The sequence below is a fragment of the Streptomyces sp. NPDC030245 genome, assembly GCF_055572995.1.
The window spans coordinates 146,417-166,620 of record NZ_JBVICF010000009.1; the positions used below are offsets into that span (position 1 = coordinate 146,417).

The following is a 20,204-nucleotide window of genomic DNA, read 5'->3' on the forward strand; positions in this document are numbered from 1 at the left end:
GGCCCACTCGGTGAGCCTCCCGTGGTGCTACAGCGCCTGACGGCCCGTCACATGGCGGGCGACCGCCGCTGGTTGTCCGGCGCCAGGTCGAGGAGCGCGTTCTCGACGACCTCGGTGAGGGCCGGGTGGATCCACAGCGGACGGGCGGCGACGTCCCGGGCCGGCAGCCCGAAGGTCATGGCGAGGACGAGCGGCTGGATGAGCGTGGCGGCCTGCGGGCCGAGCACGTGCGCGCCGAGCAGGCGGCCCGAGCCCCGGTCGGCGAGCACCTTGCAGAAGCCCTGCCCGTCCTCCAGCGCCCAGCCGTACGCCACGTCCTCGTACCGGCACGAACCGACCAGGTAGTCCTTGCCCTGCTCCCTGGCCTCCTGCTCGGTGAGCCCCACCTGGGCGACCTCGGGGCGCGCGAACACGGCGGCGGGCACGACGTCGTACGACATCGTGCGCGGCTCGTCGGGGTGGAGCAGATTGTGGGCCACCACCTCGCCCTCGCGGTTCGCCACGTGCTTCAAGGGCGGCCCGGTGGCGATGTCGCCGAGCGCCCAGATACCGGCGGCGCTGGTGCGCAGCTGCGCGTCGACCTCGATCAGGCCCTTGTCGTCGCAGGCGATGCCGGCCCGGTCCAGGTCGAGCCGGTCGCTGTTCGGCTTGCGGCCCGCCGCGACGAGCAACGTGTCCGCTTCGAGGACCGAGCCGTCGTCGAGGGTCAGCCGCAGCTGTCCGGGGCTCCCCTCCACGCGCGCCAGTTCGCGGCCGAGACGCAGGTCGTAGCTGTCGCGCACGCTGTCGGTGAAGGCGGCCGCGATCGACTCGTCCTGCTCGGAGAGCAGCCTGTCCTGCTTCTCCACGACGGTGATCGCGGTGCCCGCGGCGTGGAAGACGTGCGCCAGTTCGGCGGCGATGTAACCGCCGCCGAGCACCACCATGCGCTCGGGAACCTCGTCGAGCCGCATCACGGTGTCGGAGGTCTCGTAGGGCAGACCGGACTCCGCGACCACCGGCGGGACCACGGGGCGGCCGCCCGCGACGACGACGATCCGGTCCGCGCCGACCCGTTCGGTCCCGTCCGCCGTCTCCACCAGGAGCTCGCGCTCCCCGGTGAACCGGGCACGCCCGCGGTACACGGTCACGAAGTCCGAGGCGCGGCGGCCCTCCTCGCCGTCGCGCGCGACGGCGTCGAGCCGCCCGAAGACGCGTTCCTGGACCCCCGCCCAGGAGACCCCGTCCGGTTTCGCCCGTACGTTGTGCCGTTCGGCCTCGCGGACGGTGTCGGCCACCTCGGCCGTCACCGCGAGCATCTTGCTGGGGATGCACCCCGCGTTGAGGCAGGTGCCGCCGAAGGGGCCCTCCGCGACCAGAGCCACGTCCAGGTGCGAGAAGCGGTCGTCGATCAGCGCGTTGCCGGTGCCCGCGCCGAGGACCAGGAGATCATGATGTCTCATATGTCCAGCGTATCCGCGTATGCCCGTGACACACCCGAGAGGCGGCCGTCCGTCACAGATGCCTCGGCGGGCTGTTGCGGACGGCCGAGCGGCGCGCCCACAGCGCGCACGCCAGCAGCACCAGTCCGGCGAAGCTGTACGCCCACGCGTTGGACGCGCCCGTCGCCGCACCGATACCCCAGGCCAGCGACCACACGGCGAAGAGCACGCACAGGGCGCTCCACGCCAGCGTCCACATCGAGTGGCGCGCCTCGAGACGCTGCGGGGTACCGCGCTCCATCTCCCCCATGCCGGGCTCGCCGCCCGGCTCGTCACGTATCGTCATGAGGCCCCGGGTGCCCAGGAGTTGAGGGGTGAATCACGCACTTACAGACGCCGTGCGACGGCCTGCTGAGCGCTCGCGGACGCCGAGCGGACGGCCCCCGCCGCGTTGCCCGCCACACCGCTCAGCGTGTGCGCGGCGTCGCGCCGGGTGCGGCGAACCGCCCGTCGGCTGCCGGCCGCCGCGGTCCGGGTGCGGTAGGCGACGGACGGCTTGCCGTGGGTGTCGGCCGCCGCGAGCAGCAGCCCGCCGAGCAGCGAGACGTTCTTGATGAACTGCGTGCGCTGGGCCGCGCGTTGCTCGGGGTCCTTCTCCTTCCACCAGGCGTGCCCGGCCAGGGTGGTCGGCACGAGGGTGCCCGCCAGCGCGAGGGCAGCCACGCGCGGCAGGCGCCCGGTGGCCAGCATCAGGCCCGCGCTCAGCTGCACGGCGCCGTTGACGCGGACCAGCTGCTCCGGATCCTCCGGGAGCCAGGGGATCCGGGAGCTCAGCGGAGCCGCGACGGGCTCGGCGGCGGGGGCCACGCGCTGGGGGTCCCTGAGAGTGTGCAGCCCGCCCGTGACGAAGACGGAGGCGAGCATCGGGCGTGCGCATTTCCTGAGAACAGCCATGCCTTCCGGCTGCCCGCAATGGACCCACTCAGACACGGTTTCGAGGATCCGCTCGGGGTACGGGGAACAGGACTCACACGACAACCCGATGACACCCCACCGCCACGGCGGTGCGACCACAGGAGGACCCATGGCCGGACTGCTCGGACGCATCAGGGCGTACAGCCGCACCCCGCAGGGCCGACGGACCATCAGCTCCGTGCGCCGGGCCGCCGCCGACCCGCGCAAGCGCGCCCAGGCCCGCTCCCTCCTCTCCCGGTTGCGCGGACGCCGCTGCCCCGGCGCGCGGACCGAAGAGGCGGGCGAAGAGACGGGCGAAGATCGATGAGTTTCTCCGTGTCCCGCGGTCTTCAGTGATAATCAGCGACCCGGACCACTCAGGAGAACTCAGATGCGCACGTTGATCAGCACTGCCTTCGTCTCGCTCGACGGCGTCGTGGAGGCCCCCGGCGGCGAGCCCGGCTACCGGAACTCCGGGTGGACGTTCAAGGACATCGAGTCCGTCCCGGAGGCGTTCGAGATCAAGGGCCGGGAGCAGCAGGAGGCCTCCGCGATACTGCTGGGCCGGGTCAGCTACGAGGCGTTCAGCCCGGTCTGGCCCGACATGGCGGACTTCGCCGACTACAAGCTGATGCCCAAGTACGTCGTCTCCACCACGCTCGGCGAGGACGACCTGGTGACGAACTGGGGCGAGACCACGATCCTGCGCTCGCTCGACGAGGTCGCCGCGCTGAAGGAGACGGAGGGCGGCCCCATCATCGTCCACGGCAGCGCCGCCCTCAACCGGAGCCTCTCGGACGCCGGCCTGATCGACCGTTACCACCTGCTCGTCTTCCCGCTCCTGCTGGGCGCGGGCAAGCGCCTGTTCAGCGACGCGGACAAGGACACCCAGAGGCTGAGGCTCGTCGAGCACGAGGCGTACGCCAACGGCCTTCAGAAGAACGTCTTCGACGTGATCCGCTAGCCGGGCCATGACTGTGCGAACGTTGCTCTACGCCCCGGCGGCGCTGCTCTTCCTCGTCTTCTGCTGGCGCATGGCGTGGGAGCGCCGCCGGTTCGGCAACGCGGTGCTGCTGGGGCTCGCCGCGCTCTGCGGCCTCGCGGCCTGGATGTACGAACTGGTCTCGTCCGGCTCCACCTCGGGGCTGGTCGTCGCCGCCTCGCTGCTCGCTCTCGGTGGCGTGGGCATTCTCGTGCTCGTGTACCTGCTCTTCGTCAACGGCTTGCGGATGGTGCGCAAGGAGGGCAGGAGCCCCACCAACCTGCTCTCCCTGATGGGCGCTCTGTGCATCGTCGCCGTCGTGGCCCTGGTGGTCACGGCCGCCGTGCTGCGGACGCCGGTGATGATCGGAGTGGGCGTGGCGGCGCTCGGACTCGCCTGCTACGTCTCGTTCCTGTTCCTGAGTTTCGTGGTGTACGCGTTCCTCTACGGCCGGCTGCGCATCCGCCGCAAGGCCGACTTCGTGGTCGTCTTGGGCTCCGGCCTCATCGGCGGGTCCACGGTGCCGCCGCTGCTGGCGAGCCGGCTCCTGCGGGCGCAGGAGGTGCACGCGCTGCTCAGCAGGCGCGGCGGCGCTCCCGTGCTCATCACGTCCGGAGGACAGGGGCCGGACGAGGACCTGCCGGAGTCCCACGCGATGGCCGACTTCCTGACGGAGCGCGGCTTCCCCGCCGACCTGATCGAGCGCGAGGACCGGTCGACGACGACGGAGGAGAACCTGCGGTTCAGCAAGGCGATCATGGAGAAGTCCGATCCGGACTACCGGTGCGTCGTCGTGACGAACAACTACCACGCCTTCCGCGCCGCGCTCACCGCCCGGCGGCTCGGCGTCAGGGGTCAGGTCGTCGGCTCGGCCACGGCGCCGTACTTCTGGCCCAACGCGACGATCCGCGAGTTCGCCGCCGTCCTCGTCGCCTACAAGCGGACCAACCTCGCCATGTGTCTGCTGTTCGTGCTCGGCGGCGTCCTGGCCTGGGCGGCACGCTGAGCTGAGCCGTGCGTGTGAGCGGCCGCGCTCCTGCCCCGTTCTCCGCATGTCATTTCAGCATAAGAGTCCTTTTTCTCCCTACGGTGAGCGGGTCGTACACCGAACCCACCCTGGAGTGCCCATGCGTCCCGCCCTGTTCCGTACCGCCGCCCTCTCCGCCGGTCTGCTGCTCTGCGCCACCCCGGTGACCGCGGCGCTGGCCGTCGACGATCCCGCGGCCCCCGCCCACGGCCGCCAGCACACGGCGCCCAAGAAGGCGACCCTGACGGCGAAGGCCACGGTCAGGTCGGTCAAGGCATGGCAGCAGTTCCGGGTCCACGGTTCGAGCACCGGGATGCGGCCGGGGACCCAGGTGACGCTGCAGCAGTTGCAGTACAAGCGCTGGGTGTCGCTGCCGGCCCGGATGAACACCAACCGGGACGGCAGCTACAACCTGCGGGTCCAGCTCGGTCTCAAGGGCCTCAACAAGCTCCGCGTCGTCGGCGGGGGCGCCGTCTCCAACGTCGTGCAGGTCACCGTCCGCTGACGCGGTCGGTCCCGATCGACACGCAGAGTCCCGCACCACCAGCCTGAAGTCGCCCTCCGCGATCTGTACGTCGACGGTGGCCTCCGGCCCGTGATCCGCGAGCTACAGGCAGCCTGAACAGCTGAACCGCTGCGGATGCGGCCGTGCGGGCCGCGCCCGCTCCGGCGCCCCGCGGACGATGACGTGCATGTCGTCGTCCGCCGTGCCGAGCAGGTCCAGGAAGTTGCTGTCCGCCTCCAGGTGGCGGTCGAACTCGGCGATGCCCAGGCGCGGGTGGGCGGCGATCCACACGGCGGCGGTCCGCAGGGCCAGGGGGAGATAGCCGCAGCGCAGTGCCACGCTGGCCAGCGCGTCCGGCTCGGCGTCGGCCCGGGGCGCGCCGATCACCGACCGGAGCAGGTCCGCCGCGTCCCTGGGCGCCAGCGGGCCGAGCGTCAGGCGCATCACCGGGGCCGGTGAGATCTGCAGTCCGGCGAGGTGTCTGCGGCTGGTCACCAGTACCGCGCAACCGTCGGATCCGGGCAGCAGCGGCCGGACCTGGGCGGAGGTCGCCGCATTGTCCAGCACGACGAGGACCGACCGGCCCGAGAGGAGCGAGCGGTACATCGCGGACCGCTCCTCCTGATCGTCCGGTATGCGGTCCGAGTGGACGCCGAGTGCCCGCAGGAAGCCGCTCAGCACTTGTCCGGAATCCAACGGGCCTCCGGCGCTGTCGTCCCCGCGCAGGTCCACGAACAGCGCGCCGTCGGCGAACTCGCTCGCCACGGCGTGGGCGCACCGCAGGACGAGGGTCGTCTTGCCGACACCCGGCAGCCCGTCGACGCAGACCATGGGCACTCTGCCAGGGACGTCGGCCCGGCCGAGGAGCAGCCTCTCCAGGCGGGTCGACGCCTCGGCGCGGCCGAACAATCCGCGTGGCGCGGCGGGGAGTTGGGCCAAGGGAGGCCGGTCGTCACACCGTCCCCTGGCGGCGGCCTGGGCCCGCTCGGCGAGTTCGCCTCCGGTGCCGAGCACCTCGTCGCACACCTGGGCGAGCTCGGCACTCATGGGCTTTCTGCCGTTCTCGACCTTGGACAGATATCCCTTGTCGTAGTGGGCCAGCTCCGCCATCCGCAGCAGGGAGAGACCGGCTTCCTTCCGGCGTCGCTGCAGTAACTGGCCATCGGTCGCCATGGTCGCTGTCTCGTCCGACACGTGTTTCCCCTCTGTGCGGCGCCGACGGCACCGCGGCCACGCCCCCCGGGCGCACACCGATGCATTGCCGTTCGGTGTGCCCTCATCAGGCTCAGCGGTCTCACAGCAGGTCCCGGCCTGCGGGGACCCCATGGACGGCGGCCATGCCGCCGTGCGCGGTAATCGGCTGCTGCGATCGCTCAACCACCCAGGGTGATCACACATGTACGGATGATCCCCCGGCCTGCGTGTACCCTGCAACTGGACAAAACGGGCAGGCGGTTGAACCACGCCACTATCGGCGGACGACAAAGAACCCATGCCGGACGGTCGGACCCGATCACCGGACGGGCCTCCCGGACCATCCGGTGTATGCCTCGGCGAGGTAGGCAGAACCGGCGGCGGACTCCACCACTGAGGCCAGCTCTCCGAGTTGGCGGCGCACGTCGAAGCCCGTGGAGCCGGGCACTCTGTGCAGCATCGACGTCATCCAGTAGGAGAAGTGCTGGGCCCGCCAGACGCGGCGCAGCGCCTGCGGGCCGTAGGCGTCGAGGACGGCGCGGTCGCCCGTACCGACGGCGCTCTCCAGCACCTCCGCGAGCACCCGCACGTCGGCCAGCGCGAGGTTGAGGCCCTTCGCCCCGGTGGGCGGGACGGTGTGCGCGGCGTCGCCGGCCAGCAGCATGTTGCCGTAGCGCATCGGCTCGCACACCAGGCTGCGGAAGCGCAGGACCGAACGGTCCGTCACCGGGCCCTCCTTGAGGGAGAAGCCGTCCGGGCCCGCCACCCGCGCCTGCAATTCCGCCCAGATCCGGTCCTGCGACCAGGTCCCCGGGTCCTCGTCCGGATCGCACTGGAAGTACATGCGCTGCACCGAATCGGTGCGCTGGCTGATGAGGGCGAAGCCGCGCTCGGAGTGGGTGTAGACGAGTTCGGCGGCGCTCGGCGGCGCCTCGACGAGAACGCCGAACCAGGCGAACGGGTACTCGCGGAAGAAGTGCGTGCGGGCGGCCTCGGGCACCGCGGACCGGCACACGCCGTGCGACCCGTCCGCTCCGACCAGGACGTCGCAGCGCACCTCCTGGGAGCACCCGTCGGCGTCGTCGAACAGGATGCCGGGGCGGTCCGTCGTCAGGTCGGCCACCCGGGTCCCGGTGACGCCGAAGCGTATGTCTCCCCCGTCGCGCTCGCGGGCGTCGGCGAGGTCGGCGAACACGTCGGTCTGCGGGTAGAGCCATACGCTCTCGCCGACCAGCTCCTGGAAGTCGACGCGGTGGCCTGCCCCTTCGAAGCGCAGCTCAATGCCGTCGTGCCGTTGCCCGTCACGGAGCACCCGGTCGGACACCCCGGTGTCGGTGAGCAGCCGAACGCTGTCGGCTTCGAGGATGCCCGCCCGGCCGGTGGCCTCGATCCGGGCGCGGGTGCGGTTGTCGACCACGGTCGAATCGATGCCCCTGCGGGCCAGCAGGTGCGACAGCATGAGGCCCGCCGGGCCCGCGCCCACGATGCCGACGGTGGTACGAGTGAGAGCTGGGGGCATGGCCCGTCCCTTCTGGTTCGGTGTGGGTTGTTCCAGTTGCCCGCTGCACAGGACAACCAGGCAACTACTTGCCCCTCGCCGAATCACTGACGAAGGCTTGTGGAGTTGCCCAAAGGCCGTTCGTACGCGCCGACATCGAGTGGCCGTACTCACTCCATCGCCACTTGGGGGATCATGTCGACTGCTCCTGACCCGACTCGGGACGATGCCCGTGCCGATCACTTCCTGGCGCTCCGGCATCGCGTCAGTGACGCCTGCGTGTCCCTGCCCATCGCATCACTCCTGCCCGCGGACTCCCCACGTCTCGACGGCGAGAGCCCACACCATGTGCGGCTGATGGCGGAGCTGCACGACGAGATGCAGCCCATCGTCGTACACGAAGGCTCCCTGCGGGTCGTCGACGGCATGCACCGGCTGCGTGCGAGGGCCGCACGCGGTGACGCCACCATCCGGGCCCGCTACTTCCACGGCACCGACGACGAGGCGTTCCTGTTCGCCGTCCAGGCCAATACCCGGCACGGCCTCCCTCTCACCCGCGAGGAACGCAGGGCCGCCGCGAGACGCATCATCGAGACCTTTCCCGCCATGTCCGACCGGGCCCTTTCGAAGCTCACAGGACTCGCCCAGCAGACCATCACAAAAATTCGGCAGCAATCCCCGTCCGCCTGCGCCGAACAGAAACGGATCGGGGTCGACGGGCGGGCCCGGCCCATAAATCCCGACGAGCACCGAAGGATTGCCGAACAGTACCTCAAAGAGAATCCGAACGCGTCTTTGCGGGAGATCGCGCGGGCCGCGAACATCTCGCCGTCGACGGCCCATGACGTACGCCGGCGCGCGGCGCCCCGGGACGACGCGCGGGAGTCCCCGGCACAACGCCCCGTGCCCACGCACCGGGGCGGTCCGGGGCCACTTCGCACGCTGGAGCTGCTGGCCCGCGACCCGTCCGTCCGGCACACGGAGGCCGGCCGTCTCCTGGTCCAGTGGCTGCGGCTGACCGCGGCCATCAACCAGAACCACAAGCTGATCGTGAGCAGCATCCCGGAGCACTGCACCGAGATCGCGGCGCAGGCCATGCGGGTCTGCATGTCCAGCCTGGACGAGTTCGCCAGGAGGCTGGAACAGCAGTAGAGCGGTGTTCGACTGCACAACTTCGTGCAGTCGAACACCACTTGACCCACCACTTCGGCGCCTCATAGCCTGCTTTTCGTATTCCTCGTGAATGCATGCACATTCCCGAGGAATTACGCAGGCATTCCATCGCTCGATTCAGACCGCTCGATTCGACCAGAGTGACGAGGGGCGCCATGATTTTGAATGTCTCGAAATGACAGAGCAGTTGAAGGAATTCCCGTCGGCTCCGCCGCAGACCCGGATGCTCGTGTGCGCGGACGGTTCGACGACCGTTCTGCTCGACGCCCTCATGGGTGAGCAGTTGAGCGTGCGGGTCGACCACCAGCGCCAGGTGCCCGCCGCACGCGTCGAGCGCATCGGATGCCGGATCCTGGGCGCCTCCCCGGGCACTTTGGTGGTCGATCGCCAGTCCCGCATCCTCACGTCGGACCGGGCCGTGATCAGCGTGAACCGGGTCGTGATCGCCGGGCGGGGCAGCGACAGCCTCGTACCGCCTCCCGAGGAGCTCCTCGGCCCGTACTTGAAGAGGGCCGGGCTCGCCCTGAAGCGGGAGCTGATAGCCGTGTCACGCGGCAACTGGCCGCTGGCCGGTCCGCCGTCCGACTGCGTGAGCAAGGAGTACGTCATCGACTGCGGCGAGGCAGGCCGGGTCTACGTCCACGAGAGGTTCAACCCCAGGTTCGTGCCTCTCGAAGGGAGGGGATCGGCGTGAAGCGGGCACTGATCACCGGCATCACGGGCCAGGACGGTTCCTACCTCGCCGACCTGCTGTTGGAGAAGGGCTACGAAGTCCACGGCATCGTCCGCCGCAGCTCCACCTTCAACACCCGCAGGCTCGACCACATCTACCGTGATCCGCACGACGCGAGCCGGCGCCTGTTCCTGCACTACGGCGACATCGGCGACGCGAGCCGCCTCGTGACGCTGCTGATGCGCATCCGGCCCGACGAGGTCTACCACCTGGCCGCGCAGTCCCATGTCCGGGTGAGCTTCGACGAGCCCGAACACACCGGTGACACCACCGGGATGGGCACCACCCGGCTGCTCGAGGCGATCCTCATGTCCGGCACGGACATCCGCTACTACCAGGCATCCTCCTCGGAGATGTTCGGCGCCACACCGCCGCCGCAGAGCGAGGAAACCGTCTTCCACCCCCGCAGCCCCTACGGCGCCGCGAAGGTCTACAGCTACTGGATGACGCGCAACTACCGTGAGGCACACGGCATGTTCGCGGTCAACGGCATCCTGTTCAACCACGAGTCCCCGCGGCGCGGAGAGACGTTCGTGACGCGCAAGATCGCCCGTGCGGCGGCGCGCATCAAGACCGGCCTCGAGGAGTACGTCTACCTCGGCAACATCGACGCCGTCCGTGACTGGGGATACGCCCCCGAGTACGTCGAGGGCATGTGGCGCATGCTCCAGCTCGACGAGCCCGACGACTACGTGCTCGCCACCGGAGTCGGCTCCACCGTGCGGGAGTTCGCCCAGCACTGCTTCACCCACGTCGGGCTCGACTGGCGCGACCACGTCCGCTACGACGAGGCGTACGTGCGCCCGACGGAGGTCGACGCGCTGGTGGGCGACGCGAGCAAGGCCCGTCAGGACTTCGGCTGGACGGCGCGCACACCGGTGGACCGCCTGGCCCAGATCATGGTGGACGCCGAGCTCGGGCAGCTCGGGTCCAGCGGCCGGGACACCTGGAACGCCATCCCCTTCACCGACTCCCGCGCCCACTTCGAACGCTCGCGACCGGTACTCCCCCGCTGACCCCACAGGGCCCCTACCCGGAGCAGGTTGTGCCATGACCAAACCCGACCGCACCGTCTGGCGGACCGAACTCGACCGGCGCTCCCACACCGCAGGGATGCGCGGGCTCGCGCACCGTCTGCGCCACCCGGTCCGCACGTCGTTCCCGAGCACGCGCACCCTGCGGGCCCAGCGGCACCGCGGCGAGGGCCGCCCCTCGACCGCGAAGACCTTCTGGGGCCGGCGGATGGCGATCGCGCTGCCCGAGGAGGTCTCCCTATCCATCCACCGCTACGGATACGTGGACTACGACCTCACCGCGTTCCTGCTCTCCCATCTGCGCCCCGGTTCGACCGTCCTCGACGTCGGCGCCCACATCGGCTACTACACGATGCTGGCCGGCGCCCTGGTCGGCCCCGGCGGCCGCGTGGTCTCCTTCGAGCCGACACCATCGACGCTCTCGGTCCTGCGGACCAACGCCCGGAACCTGCCCCAGGTGACGGTGGTTCCCGCGGCGGTCTGGTCGAAGCGGGACGAGCTCGAGTTCTTCGACCGCGGCCTCGGCTACAGCGCCTACAACTCGGCGTTCGAGGCGCGGCTGCCCGATGTCGTGCGCCGGCGTGTGCCGTCCGAGCGGATCTCCGTGGCGGCGGTCAGCCTGGACGACCACGTGAGCTCCGAGGGCCTGCACGTCGACTTCGTGAAGATCGACGCCGAGAGCGCCGAGGCCCACGTCCTGGCCGGCATGCGCGGCCTGCTCACCAGCGGGCAGCCGGTGATCTCCCTGGAGGTCGGCGACCTCGACGTGACCGACGCGCCGTCCAGCCGGGAGCTCGTCGACACCCTCATGGACGCCGGATACGAGCCCTGGGAGCTGCGCCGCGGCACCCCCGTGCCGCACCGGCCGCAGACCCGCTACTCCTACCAGAACCTGCTCTTCGCACCGACGGGCCAGTGGCCCGCGCCCCACACGAAGGAGGCCTGACCTCAGTGCACGACCTGATTGTTCGGAACGGCTCGGTCTGCGACGGGTCCGGCATCCCCGCCCGCAGGGCCGACATCGCGGTGGACCACGGTGTGATCACCAAGGTCGGCCGGGTCACCGGGCGCGGCCGCGAGGAGATCGACGCCGGCGGCCTTCTCGTCACGCCGGGCTTCGTCGACATCCACACCCACTTCGACGGGCAGGTCAGCTGGGACCCCCGGCTCACGCCGAGCTGCTGGCACGGTGTCACGTCGGTGGTGATGGGCAACTGCGGAGTCGGGTTCGCGCCCGCCCGCCCCGACCGTCACGACTGGCTGATCGGTCTCATGGAGGGCGTCGAGGACATCCCCGGTGCCTCGCTGTCCGAGGGGATCACCTGGGAGTGGGAGACCTTCCCCGAGTACCTCGACGCCGTGGAGCGCGTGCCCCGGGTGATGGACGTCGCCGCGCAGGTCCCGCACGGCGCGCTGCGCGCCTATGTGATGGGCGACCGCGGTGCCGACAACGAAGCGCCGACCGAGGACGACCTGCGGCGGATGTGCGCGCTCGTGCGGGAGGGGCTCGAAGCGGGCGCCATCGGCTTCTCCACCTCGCGCACCCTCACCCATCTCGCCATCACCGGCGTCCCGGTGCCCGGCACCTTCGCCGCCGAGGACGAGCTGTTCGCGCTCGGCGGTGTGCTCGGCGAGGTGGGCACCGGAGTGTTCCAGCTGGTGCCGCTCGGGGCGGGCGGCGAGAAGGTCGACGACCCGCTGGGCGAGATCAAGTGGATGCGCAGGCTGTCGGCGGCGGTCGGCAGGCCCATCACCTTCGGCCTCTTCCAGAACGACAACGACCCCGACGGGTGGCGCGAGCTCCTACAGATCGCCGAGGACGCGGTGGCGGGCGGCGCGGACCTGCACCCGCAGGTCGCGGGCCGGCCGTTCAGCGTCATCATCAGCCTCGACTCGACGCACCCCTTCCACAAGCGCCCCTCGTACAAGAAGATCGCCCATCTGCCCGCGGCCGAGCGGCGCATGGCGATGCGCGACCCCGCGCTGCGGGAGAAGATCCTCGCCGAGCTGCCGGAGAACGCCGACCCCCGTTCGGCGCTGTTCCCGCAGGGCTACGAACGGCACTTCCCGATGGACTCGAACGCGCCGGACTACGAGCCCGCTGCCGACCAGTCCTTCGACGCCCTCGCCCGGCGGACCGGCGAGAACCCGGAAGCGCTGATCTACGACTTCCTCACCTCCGAGGAGACCAGCGGCATGATCTTCCGGCCGCTGCTCGGGTACTCGGAGTACACGCTCGACCCGATCCGCGAGATGCTGCTGCACCCCCAGGCCGTCCTCGGACTCAGCGACGCCGGAGCGCACTGCCGGCTCATCTGCGACGCCAGCACGCCGACATCGATGCTGACGCACTGGGCACGCGACCGCAGCCGCGGGGAGCGGCTGCCGCTGGAGTTCATCGTCAAGAAGCAGACCTCGGAGCCCGCGCGGCTCTACGGGCTGCGCGACCGCGGTCTGCTGCGCCCCGGCTACCGGGCCGACATCAACGTCATCGACCTCGACCGGCTGAGCCTGCGCGCCCCCGAGTTCGTCCACGACCTGCCCGCGGGCGGCGGCCGGCTGATCCAGAAGGCGGACGGATACGCGGTCACGGTCGTCGCCGGCGAGGTGACCTTCCGGGACGGCACGGCGACCGGCGCGCTGCCCGGCAAGCTCGTGCGCGGCACCCGGCCCGGGCCGGTCACCCTGTGACCGCGGAAGCGGTGGACAACCCGCACGCCGCGAGGCGCGCGAACCGAGGACGTCAAGCGACAGAGGAGAGCAGGCCGTGACCGACATGACCGGAGAGCTCCGGCTCGACAATTCGACGAAGCTGCTCACCCGCGGCCGGCTCGTCGACGCGACGCTGTCCGAGGAGGATTACGTCATCGAGCGGGACCGGCTGGTGGACGGGGCCTACCCCGTGTACGGCGAACGGGCCCGGGGCGCCCGGGTGTGGGACGCCGACGGCAACGAGTACCTCGACTACATCCTGGCCTACGGCACGATCATCCTCGGCCATGTGGACCCGGTGGTCACCGAGGCCGCGCAGCGGGAGATCGAGGAGGGCTTCTCGATCACGCTCCGCAAGCGGACGCACATCGAGCTCGCCGAGCGGCTGGTGCGCGTCATCCCGGGCGCGGAGCGGGTGTTCCTCCTCAAGACCGGCTCGGACGCCACCAGTGCCGCGGTGCGACTGTCCCGCGCGTACACCGGCCGCGACCGTGTCGTGCGCTGGGGCTACAACGGCTGGCACGACTGGGCGGCGCAGCGGCCCGGCGGCATCCCCGACACCGTGCGGACGCAGGTCGACTCCTTCCGGTACAACGACCTCGACAGTCTGCGGGAGGTCTTCCTGCGCCACCCCGGCGAGGTGGCCTGCCTGCTTCTGATGCCGTTCGAACTGGACAGCCCGGAGCCGGGTTTCCTCCAGGGCGCGGTCGATCTGGCGCACGAGCACGGGGCGTTGGTCGTCTTCGACGAGATGCGTTCCGGGTTCCGGGTGGCGCTCGGCGGCGCGCAGGAGCTGTTCGGTGTGCGGGCCGACCTCGCGACGTTCAGCAAGGCGATGGCGAACGGCTGGGCGGTCTCGGCGCTCACCGGCCGGGCCGACGTGATGGCCATGGTCGGCCGGACGCACATTTCGTCGACGTTCTACTCCAACACGGTGGCGATGGCCGCGGCGGTGGCGACGATCGACCAGCTGGCCGACGGGGTCCTCCTGAAGCGGGTCCGCGGGCTCGGCGAACGGCTTCAGAGCGGCCTGCACGCGCTGGTGCGGCGCCACGGCGTGCCGGCCGAGGTGCGCGGTGTGCCGCAGATGCCGTTCCTGACCTTCACACACCCCGACCCGGGCCGCGCCCGGCTGATGCAGGACACGTTCTTCCGGGAGACCACCCGCCGCGGCGTGCTGCTGCACCCCACCCACCACTGGTTCATCTGCGCCGCCACCACCGACGCGGACCTCGACCACACCCTGACGGCCTGCGACGAGGCGTTCCGGGCCGCGGCGAAGGTGGCGTGACATGCGTGACACGGAAGTGGACACGCATGAGGCGATGCTGACCCGGGTGCGGGCCAAGATCGCGGGCCGGTTGCAGGAGGAGCCCGGCCTGCCGTGGCTCTCCGACACCGAGCCGCTGTCCTCGGCCGGGATCGACTCGGTGCTGCTCATCACCGTGGTCGGCGAGCTGGAACAGGAGCTCGGCGTGGTCCTGCCGGACGACGCGGTCCTGGAGTCGGCGAGCATCGAATCGCTGGCCACGGCCCTGTTCCGAGGTGATCGGCGATGAGCGGCGCACGGGGCGCGGTCGCCGTCACCGCGCTCGGCGTGTGCAGTCCGGGCGGCGTCGGCGTCACCGCGCTGTGGGAGGCGCTGGCCACGGGCCGGGCGCACCATCCGCCGATCACGGAGTTCGACGTCGAGGGCGCCACTCTCGGCTCGGCGGGGCAAGTGCCCTGCCACACCGGCGCGGACGGCGCGTGGCGCGCCCTCGACCTCGCCGAGTCGGCCGTACGGGAAGCCCTCGACGGTGTCGACGACGACGGGCGCCGGCGCACGGCCCTCGTCCTCGGTACGACGGATCCCGGAGTGGTACCCGCCGTGCCGGGGCACCTCGCGGGCGACCTGGCCGCGGCCTGCGCGGAGCGGACCGGGTTGGGCGGCGAGGCCGTCACCGTCGCCAACGCCTCGGCCTCGGGCGCCGCCGCCATCGCGGTCGCCCGTGACCTGGTGGCGGTCGGCGACGCGCCGGCCGCGGTGGTCGGCGGTGCCGACGCCGTCACCGACATGGCCTTCCTCGGTCTCAACTCGCTGCGCACGCTCGGCCCGGAGGGGTGCAGGCCGTTCAGCACCGAGCGCCGGGGCATCGGCCTGTCCGAAGGGGCTGCGGTGCTGCGGCTCGAACCGGTCGACGACGCCGCCGAGCCGCTTGCCGTGCTGGCGGGGTGCGGGCTGACCAATGCCACGGGGCATCTGGCGGCGCCGGGGGCGGACGGCATCGAGCAGGCGGTGCGGATCGCGCTGGCCGACGCGGGCCTCGAACCGGACGACGTCGACTTCGTCAACACACACGGGCCGGGCACGCGGCGCGGTGACACCGCGGAGGTCACGGCGCTGCGCGCGGTGTTCGGCCCGCGGCTGTCCTCCGTGCCGGTGAACAGCGTCAAGGGTGTGCTCTGGCACCTTCAGGGCGGCGCGGGCGCCGTGGAGGCGCTGGCCTGTGTCCTGTCCCTGACCCATCGCGCCGTCACCCCCACCTGGGGTGCCGAGCCGGTGGACCCGATCTGCGCCGACCTCGACCTGGTCCTCGGAGACGGTCCGCGGCACGTTCCGGAGCTGCGGACCGCACTGAGCGTCTCCTGCGGTCTGGGCGGCATGAACACCGCGCTCATACTCCGGAGGCCCTGATGGACGACACCTTCGTGATCACCGCCGCGTCGTCGGGCGAGGTCGACGCCTCGGAGCTGTGGCGCGCGCACGGCGAGGGCGCCGACGGCTGGCGCGACGTGAACAAGTGGACGCAGGAACTACCGGAGCGGATCGCCGAGTTGGCGGGCCGGGCGCTGGTGCGTGCGGCTACGGGCGACGGAGGCGACACGGGTGACGCGGGTGACGTCAGCTGTGTCATCGGATCGGTGTACGGCTCGGGGCATGTGGCGGAGACCATCCGCGCCCGCCTCGACTCGGGTGCCCGCTCGTCGCTGGCGCCGGAGGCGTTCCTGTACTTCAACGCGCACGGCGTGACGTCCCTGATCTGCCTGCGCCACCGGCTGCGCGGCCACTGCGCCACCCTGCTCGGTGCCGGTGCGGGCCTTCAGGCCCTGGCGGTCGGGCAGCGCAGGCTCCGGATCGCACCGGACGTCCCGGTGCTGTGCGGTGCGTACGAACTGCTCAGTCCGGCCGCCGCCCGCGCGTGCGGCAGCGAACACCTGCCCGGGTGGGCGGCGTTCGTGGTCCTGGAGTCCGCCGCACGGGCGCGGCGGCGGAGCGCCCGCGTACTGGCGCGGCTCGACGCCGTGGAGACGTGCCCTCCGTCCGACGCGCGCTCGGCCGACGTGCGGGCCACCGCCCCGCTGGCCGGACTCGTCTCGGCCCTCACCGACGACCGGGCCGCGCCCTCGGTGACCGTGGCCGCGGCGGGCAGCCGGCACGGCTACCGCTGCACGGCGCACAAGGAGGGATGACCGTGGACGACACCCTGGTGGATGTGCTGGCCGGGCACCGCCGCGCCGGACGGGGCGACCGCCCCGCACTCATCGACGACCGGCGGACGGTGACGTACGCCGAGCTGGAACGCGAAATCGTCGATCGCGTGCGGGAGTTGCGCGATGCCGGGGTCCGTCCCGGTGTCCGGATCGGCGTCGTGCTGACGTCGTCGCTGGACTCGGTGGTCGACTTCGCCGCGGTGACGTCGCTGCACGCGGCCACACTGGTCCTACAGGAACGCACGGGTGCCGCGGAGCGCTCGGCCGCGCTCACCGACTTCGGCGCCGAACTGAGCCTCGTCGACGGGCTCGTGACCGCGCTGCGGCCGGACGGGCCGGGTGACGGCGGCTGGTCCTTCGCGGTGACGAGCTCGGGCACCAGCGGCCGGCCGAAGGTGATCTCGCGCGAGTGGCAGGGCACGCTGCGCAACTCCGCCGGGTTCGCCCAGGAGTTCGGCCTCGGACCCGAGGATGTCGTCCTCACCACCAGTCCGCTCGGGCACAGTTACGCGATCGAGGCGGGCACCCTCGCCGTCCTGTCGGCGGGCGCCTGCCAGCTGGTGCCGCCCGGGCCCCTGACTCCCGCGCGGGCCGTGCTCCTGGCCGAACGGCACCGGCCCACCGTCCTGCAAAGCGTGCCGGTGGTCCTGGACTGGTGGGGGCGGGGCGAGGTACCGCGCGCGGGCGGCTGGAAACGGTGCGTCAGCGCGGGCGACGCCCTCCCCGCCCAAGCCGTCGCGGCCTGGCACGACGCGGGCGTGCCCGTGTACGACCACTACGGCAACTCCGAGCTGGGCCAGCTGACCCTCACCCCGGCGGGTGGCAGCGGCTGCGTCGGACGCCCGCTGCCCGACGTGGGGCTGATGGCGGGCAGCGGTGAACCGGCGCCGGTCGCGGCCCAGTTCCCCGGTCTTTCCCCGGTCCGGATGGAGGCGGGGCGGCCGGTGCCGCTGGCCGACGCCGACGGCTGGGTCACCACCGGCGACCTCGGGGTGCTCGGCGACGACGGGCTGCGGCTGACCGGCCGCAGCGACCTGATCATCAACATCGGCGGCAACAAGATCTCCCCCGCCGAGGTGGAGAACGTCCTGCGCGGGGCGCCGGGCGTGAGCGACTGCGCCGTGGTGGGGCGGACGGGGCCGGCGGGCGAGAGCCAGGTGTGGGCCTTCGTCGAGGCCGGCGCCGACGAGTTCGACGCCGCGGCGCTGCGCCGCAGGGCCCGCGAGCTGCTGATGGCGGTGAAGGTGCCTTCGGTGATCCGACGGGTCGACAAGCTGCCCCGGACGGGCAGCGGGAAGATCCGCAGGGGTCTGCTCATGGAGGCCGACGCCTGAGACGACTCCCCCTCATGCGTGCAGACAACGAAGAGAGGAACCAAGAACATGACCGACGCCACGACCCCCCAGAAGACCGACCGCGACCTCGTCCTGGATCTCATCACGACCGTGCTCGCCGAACGGCCCCATCTGCCCGACCGGCTCGACGAGTCGACCACGCTCGACGAGATCGGCATGGACTCGCTGGATCTCATCGTGGTGCTCTCCCGCTTCGAGGAGCGGTGGGGCGTGCCCTACAGCGACGAGGAGACCGACTGGACGGTCTTCAAGAACCTCGGGCACCTGGCCGACAGCCTGGTGGCCCGCGCCCGGGCCGCGGGCCGCGAGCTCCAGTGACCGGCGCGAACGCCCCGCGGTTCGACCAGGCGGGGGCACTGGGCTGGCGCGACCGCGCCCTGGACGGCCTGAACTGCGTGCTGCGCTGCGTGGAGGCCGTCCTGCGGTACCGGGGCCTCGACCCGCTCGCGGTCGCCCGCGCACTGAACGGCCCTCTCGACCCGGTGGGCCGGGACCTGGCCAAGGACTTCGACGGCTGCCGCGTGGACTACCGCACCGCGTTCGACGACGGCACCCGCAACGTGCCGTTCGTCCTGGAGCGGGTCGGCGCGGGCGAACCGGTGATGGTGCTGCCCGACCGGTTCCACCTGCCCGGCGACGTGTACGAGGGCCGCTACCACTTCCACGACCACGCGGTCCTCGCGTCACACTGGTCACCGGACGACGGTGTCATGACCGTGCTGGACACCGACGCCGACCCGGACGACGGATTCCGCCGCTACTGGACGCTGACTCCCGCACTGCGGGCGCTGTTCACCTGGGTCGGCACGGTGACGGTGACCGACGCCCCCGACACGAGCGATCCCGAGGAGTACTTCGCCGCGCGCCTCGACCGCGACACCGCGCTGCTCTCGGTCGGCGCGACCGCCCTCGGTGAACTCCTCGACGAGCTCACCGAGGCCGGCCTCGGTCTGCGGACGGCCAGGGCCCTGCACGTGCTGGTGCTCGGCGACATCCAGCCCCAGCTGTTCGTCTACGGCAACGCGCTCGCCGTCCCGCCCGCCGATGGCGGGACCCTCGCGCTGCCCCCTGCGATGGCGGCGGTGCGGACCGCGGCGCTCGGCGCCCGGGTCTGCGCCAAACGGCTCGGCATCGCCCTGATCGCGGCGCACGAGCAGGCTGACCCCCTGGCCGCGTACCCGCGCGTCATGGAGCTGGCCCGTCCGCTGCGCACCGCGCTCGACCGGCTGCGGGAGGCGCTCGTCGCCGCGGGCGGCCGGGAGGGTGCCGCGGACCCGGACGCGACCGACCGGCTGCGCAAGCGGTTCGCGCACATCGAGACGACCTGCTTCCCGCTGCCCGAGGGCGCGACCGCATGAGCGTACGGTCCGCGCTGGTGACCGGGGGCTCGGGCCCGCTCGGCCGGTCCATCGCGCACGAACTGGCCCAGCGGGGTTACGCGGTGGGGGTGCACGCCCACCGGAACGAGGAAGCGGCACAGGCCGTGGTCGGTGAGCTCAGGGCTGCGGGCGCGGCCGCGACGGCGGTGACGGCCGACCTGTCACGGCCGGGCAGCGGCCGGCGGGTCGTGGAGCGGGTGGTCGAGGAGTTCGGCCGTCTCGACGCCCTCGTGGTCAACGCCGGGGTCCACCGGGACCGGCTGCTGCTCGCCGTGTCCGAGGACGAGTGGGAGGAGCAGCTCGCGGTCAATCTGACGGGGGCGTTCCGGTGCGTGCAGGCAGGGGTGCGGGCGATGACGCGGCACGGGGGCGGCCGGATCGTTCTCGTGTCGTCGGTGGCGGGGCTGCGCGGGCAGCCGGGCCAGGCGGCCTACGCGGCCTCCAAGTCCGGCCTGCACGGGCTGACCTGGACGACCGCCAAGGAGTACGGGCGGTACGGCATCACCTGCAACTGCGTGGCGCCCGGCCTGGTCGCCGACACCCCCGCTCATGACGGCATGCCCGAGCGGGCCCGACAGGACGTGGTGGCCAGGACGCCGCTCGGCCGGGCGGGCCGCGCGGAGGAGATCGCCTCGGTCGTGGCCTTCCTGTGCTCCCCCGCGGCCTCCTACGTCTCCGGGCAGGTGATCGCGGTGGACGGCGGGATGACGGCCTGACAGTCACCTGACAGCGAGGACGAGCACGACCCGAACGAGCAGGAGGA

At 71.6% G+C, this 20,204-nt stretch carries 22 protein-coding genes; 17 read left to right on the plus strand and 5 right to left on the minus strand.

Translation table 11 applies throughout. From position 1 onward, the window contains the following. Positions 1–47: 47 nt before the first annotated feature. From ACZ4Z4_RS24080 to ACZ4Z4_RS24090, 3 genes are read right to left on the minus strand one after another with little or no spacing between them, the layout of a single operon-like run. Positions 48–1,442 (minus strand): mycothione reductase, encoded by a 1,395-nt coding sequence (locus ACZ4Z4_RS24080; RefSeq protein WP_468330783.1) that lies wholly within the window; start codon positions 1,440–1,442, stop codon positions 48–50. Positions 1,443–1,494: 52 nt separating this feature from the next. After that, positions 1,495–1,767 (minus strand): hypothetical protein, encoded by a 273-nt coding sequence (locus tag ACZ4Z4_RS24085; protein ID WP_468330786.1) that lies wholly within the window; start codon positions 1,765–1,767, stop codon positions 1,495–1,497. A gap of 41 nt (positions 1,768–1,808) precedes the next feature. Continuing rightward, positions 1,809–2,375: a DoxX family protein gene (locus ACZ4Z4_RS24090; protein WP_468330789.1), complete on the minus strand. Its 567-nt coding sequence runs from the start codon at positions 2,373–2,375 to the stop codon at positions 1,809–1,811. Positions 2,376–2,505: 130 nt separating this feature from the next. Between ACZ4Z4_RS24090 and ACZ4Z4_RS24095 the strand changes: the two genes are divergently transcribed. The 4 genes from ACZ4Z4_RS24095 to ACZ4Z4_RS24110 all read left to right on the plus strand — a co-directional run bounded on the left by ACZ4Z4_RS24095 (position 2,506) and on the right by ACZ4Z4_RS24110 (position 4,889). Beyond that, complete coding sequence (locus tag ACZ4Z4_RS24095; protein ID WP_468331525.1) at positions 2,506–2,703, plus strand: hypothetical protein; 198 nt, start codon at positions 2,506–2,508, stop codon at positions 2,701–2,703. Positions 2,704–2,766: 63 nt separating this feature from the next. Further along, on the plus strand, positions 2,767–3,339 hold the full coding sequence (locus ACZ4Z4_RS24100) for a dihydrofolate reductase family protein (RefSeq protein WP_468330792.1): 573 nt from the start codon (positions 2,767–2,769) through the stop codon (positions 3,337–3,339). 7 nt (positions 3,340–3,346) lie between these two features. Beyond that, on the plus strand, positions 3,347–4,363 hold the full coding sequence (locus tag ACZ4Z4_RS24105; RefSeq protein WP_468330795.1) for a YdcF family protein: 1,017 nt from the start codon (positions 3,347–3,349) through the stop codon (positions 4,361–4,363). Between the two features lie 121 nt (positions 4,364–4,484). Beyond that, complete coding sequence (locus ACZ4Z4_RS24110; protein ID WP_468330798.1) at positions 4,485–4,889, plus strand: hypothetical protein; 405 nt, start codon at positions 4,485–4,487, stop codon at positions 4,887–4,889. 102 nt (positions 4,890–4,991) lie between these two features. On the opposite strand, the gene ACZ4Z4_RS24115 is transcribed toward ACZ4Z4_RS24110, so the two are convergent. After that, the gene (locus ACZ4Z4_RS24115; RefSeq protein WP_468330801.1) at positions 4,992–6,083 is read right to left on the minus strand and encodes a helix-turn-helix domain-containing protein; all 1,092 of its coding nucleotides are present in this window, start codon (positions 6,081–6,083) and stop codon (positions 4,992–4,994) included. 319 nt (positions 6,084–6,402) lie between these two features. Next, on the minus strand, positions 6,403–7,602 hold the full coding sequence (locus ACZ4Z4_RS24120) for a 4-hydroxybenzoate 3-monooxygenase (RefSeq protein ID WP_468330804.1): 1,200 nt from the start codon (positions 7,600–7,602) through the stop codon (positions 6,403–6,405). Between the two features lie 336 nt (positions 7,603–7,938). Between ACZ4Z4_RS24120 and ACZ4Z4_RS24125 the strand changes: the two genes are divergently transcribed. The 13 genes from ACZ4Z4_RS24125 to ACZ4Z4_RS24185 all read left to right on the plus strand — a co-directional run bounded on the left by ACZ4Z4_RS24125 (position 7,939) and on the right by ACZ4Z4_RS24185 (position 20,157). After that, positions 7,939–8,733 (plus strand): ParB/RepB/Spo0J family partition protein, encoded by a 795-nt coding sequence (locus tag ACZ4Z4_RS24125; protein WP_468330807.1) that lies wholly within the window; start codon positions 7,939–7,941, stop codon positions 8,731–8,733. A 196-nt stretch (positions 8,734–8,929) separates the two neighbouring features. Next, a complete protein-coding gene (locus ACZ4Z4_RS24130) occupies positions 8,930–9,448 on the plus strand; it encodes a hypothetical protein (RefSeq protein WP_468330810.1) in 519 nt (172 codons plus the stop codon). Further along, positions 9,445–10,503 (plus strand): GDP-mannose 4,6-dehydratase, encoded by a 1,059-nt coding sequence (gene gmd, locus ACZ4Z4_RS24135; protein ID WP_468330813.1) that lies wholly within the window; start codon positions 9,445–9,447, stop codon positions 10,501–10,503. Before ACZ4Z4_RS24130 ends, gmd begins: the two co-directional genes overlap by 4 nt. Positions 10,504–10,537: 34 nt before the next feature. Then, complete coding sequence (locus tag ACZ4Z4_RS24140; RefSeq protein ID WP_468330816.1) at positions 10,538–11,467, plus strand: FkbM family methyltransferase; 930 nt, start codon at positions 10,538–10,540, stop codon at positions 11,465–11,467. Between the two features lie 5 nt (positions 11,468–11,472). Then, positions 11,473–13,212: an N-acyl-D-amino-acid deacylase family protein gene (locus tag ACZ4Z4_RS24145; RefSeq protein ID WP_468330819.1), complete on the plus strand. Its 1,740-nt coding sequence runs from the start codon at positions 11,473–11,475 to the stop codon at positions 13,210–13,212. Between the two features lie 85 nt (positions 13,213–13,297). Beyond that, entirely contained in the window at positions 13,298–14,524 is a 1,227-nt protein-coding gene (locus ACZ4Z4_RS24150) for an aspartate aminotransferase family protein (RefSeq protein ID WP_468331473.1), read from the plus strand. Between the two features lies 1 nt (position 14,525). After that, positions 14,526–14,792, plus strand: a complete 267-nt coding sequence (locus ACZ4Z4_RS24155; RefSeq protein ID WP_468330822.1) for an acyl carrier protein — start codon at positions 14,526–14,528, stop codon at positions 14,790–14,792. Further along, on the plus strand, positions 14,789–15,910 hold the full coding sequence (locus ACZ4Z4_RS24160; RefSeq protein WP_468330825.1) for a beta-ketoacyl synthase N-terminal-like domain-containing protein: 1,122 nt from the start codon (positions 14,789–14,791) through the stop codon (positions 15,908–15,910). Before ACZ4Z4_RS24155 ends, ACZ4Z4_RS24160 begins: the two co-directional genes overlap by 4 nt. Then, positions 15,910–16,686: a 3-oxoacyl-ACP synthase gene (locus tag ACZ4Z4_RS24165; RefSeq protein WP_468330828.1), complete on the plus strand. Its 777-nt coding sequence runs from the start codon at positions 15,910–15,912 to the stop codon at positions 16,684–16,686. Before ACZ4Z4_RS24160 ends, ACZ4Z4_RS24165 begins: the two co-directional genes overlap by 1 nt. Continuing rightward, positions 16,683–18,041, plus strand: a complete 1,359-nt coding sequence (locus ACZ4Z4_RS24170) for a class I adenylate-forming enzyme family protein (RefSeq protein WP_468330831.1) — start codon at positions 16,683–16,685, stop codon at positions 18,039–18,041. Before ACZ4Z4_RS24165 ends, ACZ4Z4_RS24170 begins: the two co-directional genes overlap by 4 nt. Positions 18,042–18,089: 48 nt before the next feature. After that, a complete protein-coding gene (locus tag ACZ4Z4_RS24175) occupies positions 18,090–18,380 on the plus strand; it encodes an acyl carrier protein (RefSeq protein WP_468330834.1) in 291 nt (96 codons plus the stop codon). Then, positions 18,377–19,420 carry a cysteine peptidase family C39 domain-containing protein gene (locus ACZ4Z4_RS24180; RefSeq protein WP_468330837.1) on the plus strand — a complete coding sequence of 348 codons (1,044 nt, stop codon included), beginning with the start codon at positions 18,377–18,379 and terminating at the stop codon, positions 19,418–19,420. The genes ACZ4Z4_RS24175 and ACZ4Z4_RS24180 overlap by 4 nt, the downstream gene beginning before the upstream one ends. Continuing rightward, positions 19,417–20,157, plus strand: a complete 741-nt coding sequence (locus ACZ4Z4_RS24185; RefSeq protein ID WP_468330840.1) for an SDR family oxidoreductase — start codon at positions 19,417–19,419, stop codon at positions 20,155–20,157. The genes ACZ4Z4_RS24180 and ACZ4Z4_RS24185 overlap by 4 nt, the downstream gene beginning before the upstream one ends. Positions 20,158–20,204 lie beyond the last annotated feature (47 nt).

What these genes read in the sequence shown, in the direction of transcription:
- ACZ4Z4_RS24080 (WP_468330783.1), bottom strand. Translation starts at nt 1,442, where the DNA reads ATGAGACATCATGATCTCCTGGTCCTCGGCGCGGGCACCGGCAACGCG.
- ACZ4Z4_RS24085 (WP_468330786.1), bottom strand. Translation starts at nt 1,767, where the DNA reads ATGACGATACGTGACGAGCCGGGCGGCGAGCCCGGCATGGGGGAGATG.
- ACZ4Z4_RS24090 (WP_468330789.1), bottom strand. Translation starts at nt 2,375, where the DNA reads ATGGCTGTTCTCAGGAAATGCGCACGCCCGATGCTCGCCTCCGTCTTC.
- ACZ4Z4_RS24095 (WP_468331525.1), top strand. Translation starts at nt 2,506, where the DNA reads ATGGCCGGACTGCTCGGACGCATCAGGGCGTACAGCCGCACCCCGCAG.
- ACZ4Z4_RS24100 (WP_468330792.1), top strand. Translation starts at nt 2,767, where the DNA reads ATGCGCACGTTGATCAGCACTGCCTTCGTCTCGCTCGACGGCGTCGTG.
- ACZ4Z4_RS24105 (WP_468330795.1), top strand. Translation starts at nt 3,347, where the DNA reads ATGACTGTGCGAACGTTGCTCTACGCCCCGGCGGCGCTGCTCTTCCTC.
- ACZ4Z4_RS24110 (WP_468330798.1), top strand. Translation starts at nt 4,485, where the DNA reads ATGCGTCCCGCCCTGTTCCGTACCGCCGCCCTCTCCGCCGGTCTGCTG.
- ACZ4Z4_RS24120 (WP_468330804.1), bottom strand. Translation starts at nt 7,602, where the DNA reads ATGCCCCCAGCTCTCACTCGTACCACCGTCGGCATCGTGGGCGCGGGC.
- ACZ4Z4_RS24125 (WP_468330807.1), top strand. Translation starts at nt 7,939, where the DNA reads ATGGCGGAGCTGCACGACGAGATGCAGCCCATCGTCGTACACGAAGGC.
- ACZ4Z4_RS24130 (WP_468330810.1), top strand. Translation starts at nt 8,930, where the DNA reads ATGACAGAGCAGTTGAAGGAATTCCCGTCGGCTCCGCCGCAGACCCGG.
- ACZ4Z4_RS24140 (WP_468330816.1), top strand. Translation starts at nt 10,538, where the DNA reads ATGACCAAACCCGACCGCACCGTCTGGCGGACCGAACTCGACCGGCGC.
- ACZ4Z4_RS24150 (WP_468331473.1), top strand. Translation starts at nt 13,298, where the DNA reads ATGACCGGAGAGCTCCGGCTCGACAATTCGACGAAGCTGCTCACCCGC.
- ACZ4Z4_RS24155 (WP_468330822.1), top strand. Translation starts at nt 14,526, where the DNA reads ATGCGTGACACGGAAGTGGACACGCATGAGGCGATGCTGACCCGGGTG.
- ACZ4Z4_RS24160 (WP_468330825.1), top strand. Translation starts at nt 14,789, where the DNA reads ATGAGCGGCGCACGGGGCGCGGTCGCCGTCACCGCGCTCGGCGTGTGC.
- ACZ4Z4_RS24165 (WP_468330828.1), top strand. Translation starts at nt 15,910, where the DNA reads ATGGACGACACCTTCGTGATCACCGCCGCGTCGTCGGGCGAGGTCGAC.
- ACZ4Z4_RS24170 (WP_468330831.1), top strand. Translation starts at nt 16,683, where the DNA reads ATGACCGTGGACGACACCCTGGTGGATGTGCTGGCCGGGCACCGCCGC.
- ACZ4Z4_RS24175 (WP_468330834.1), top strand. Translation starts at nt 18,090, where the DNA reads ATGACCGACGCCACGACCCCCCAGAAGACCGACCGCGACCTCGTCCTG.
- ACZ4Z4_RS24185 (WP_468330840.1), top strand. Translation starts at nt 19,417, where the DNA reads ATGAGCGTACGGTCCGCGCTGGTGACCGGGGGCTCGGGCCCGCTCGGC.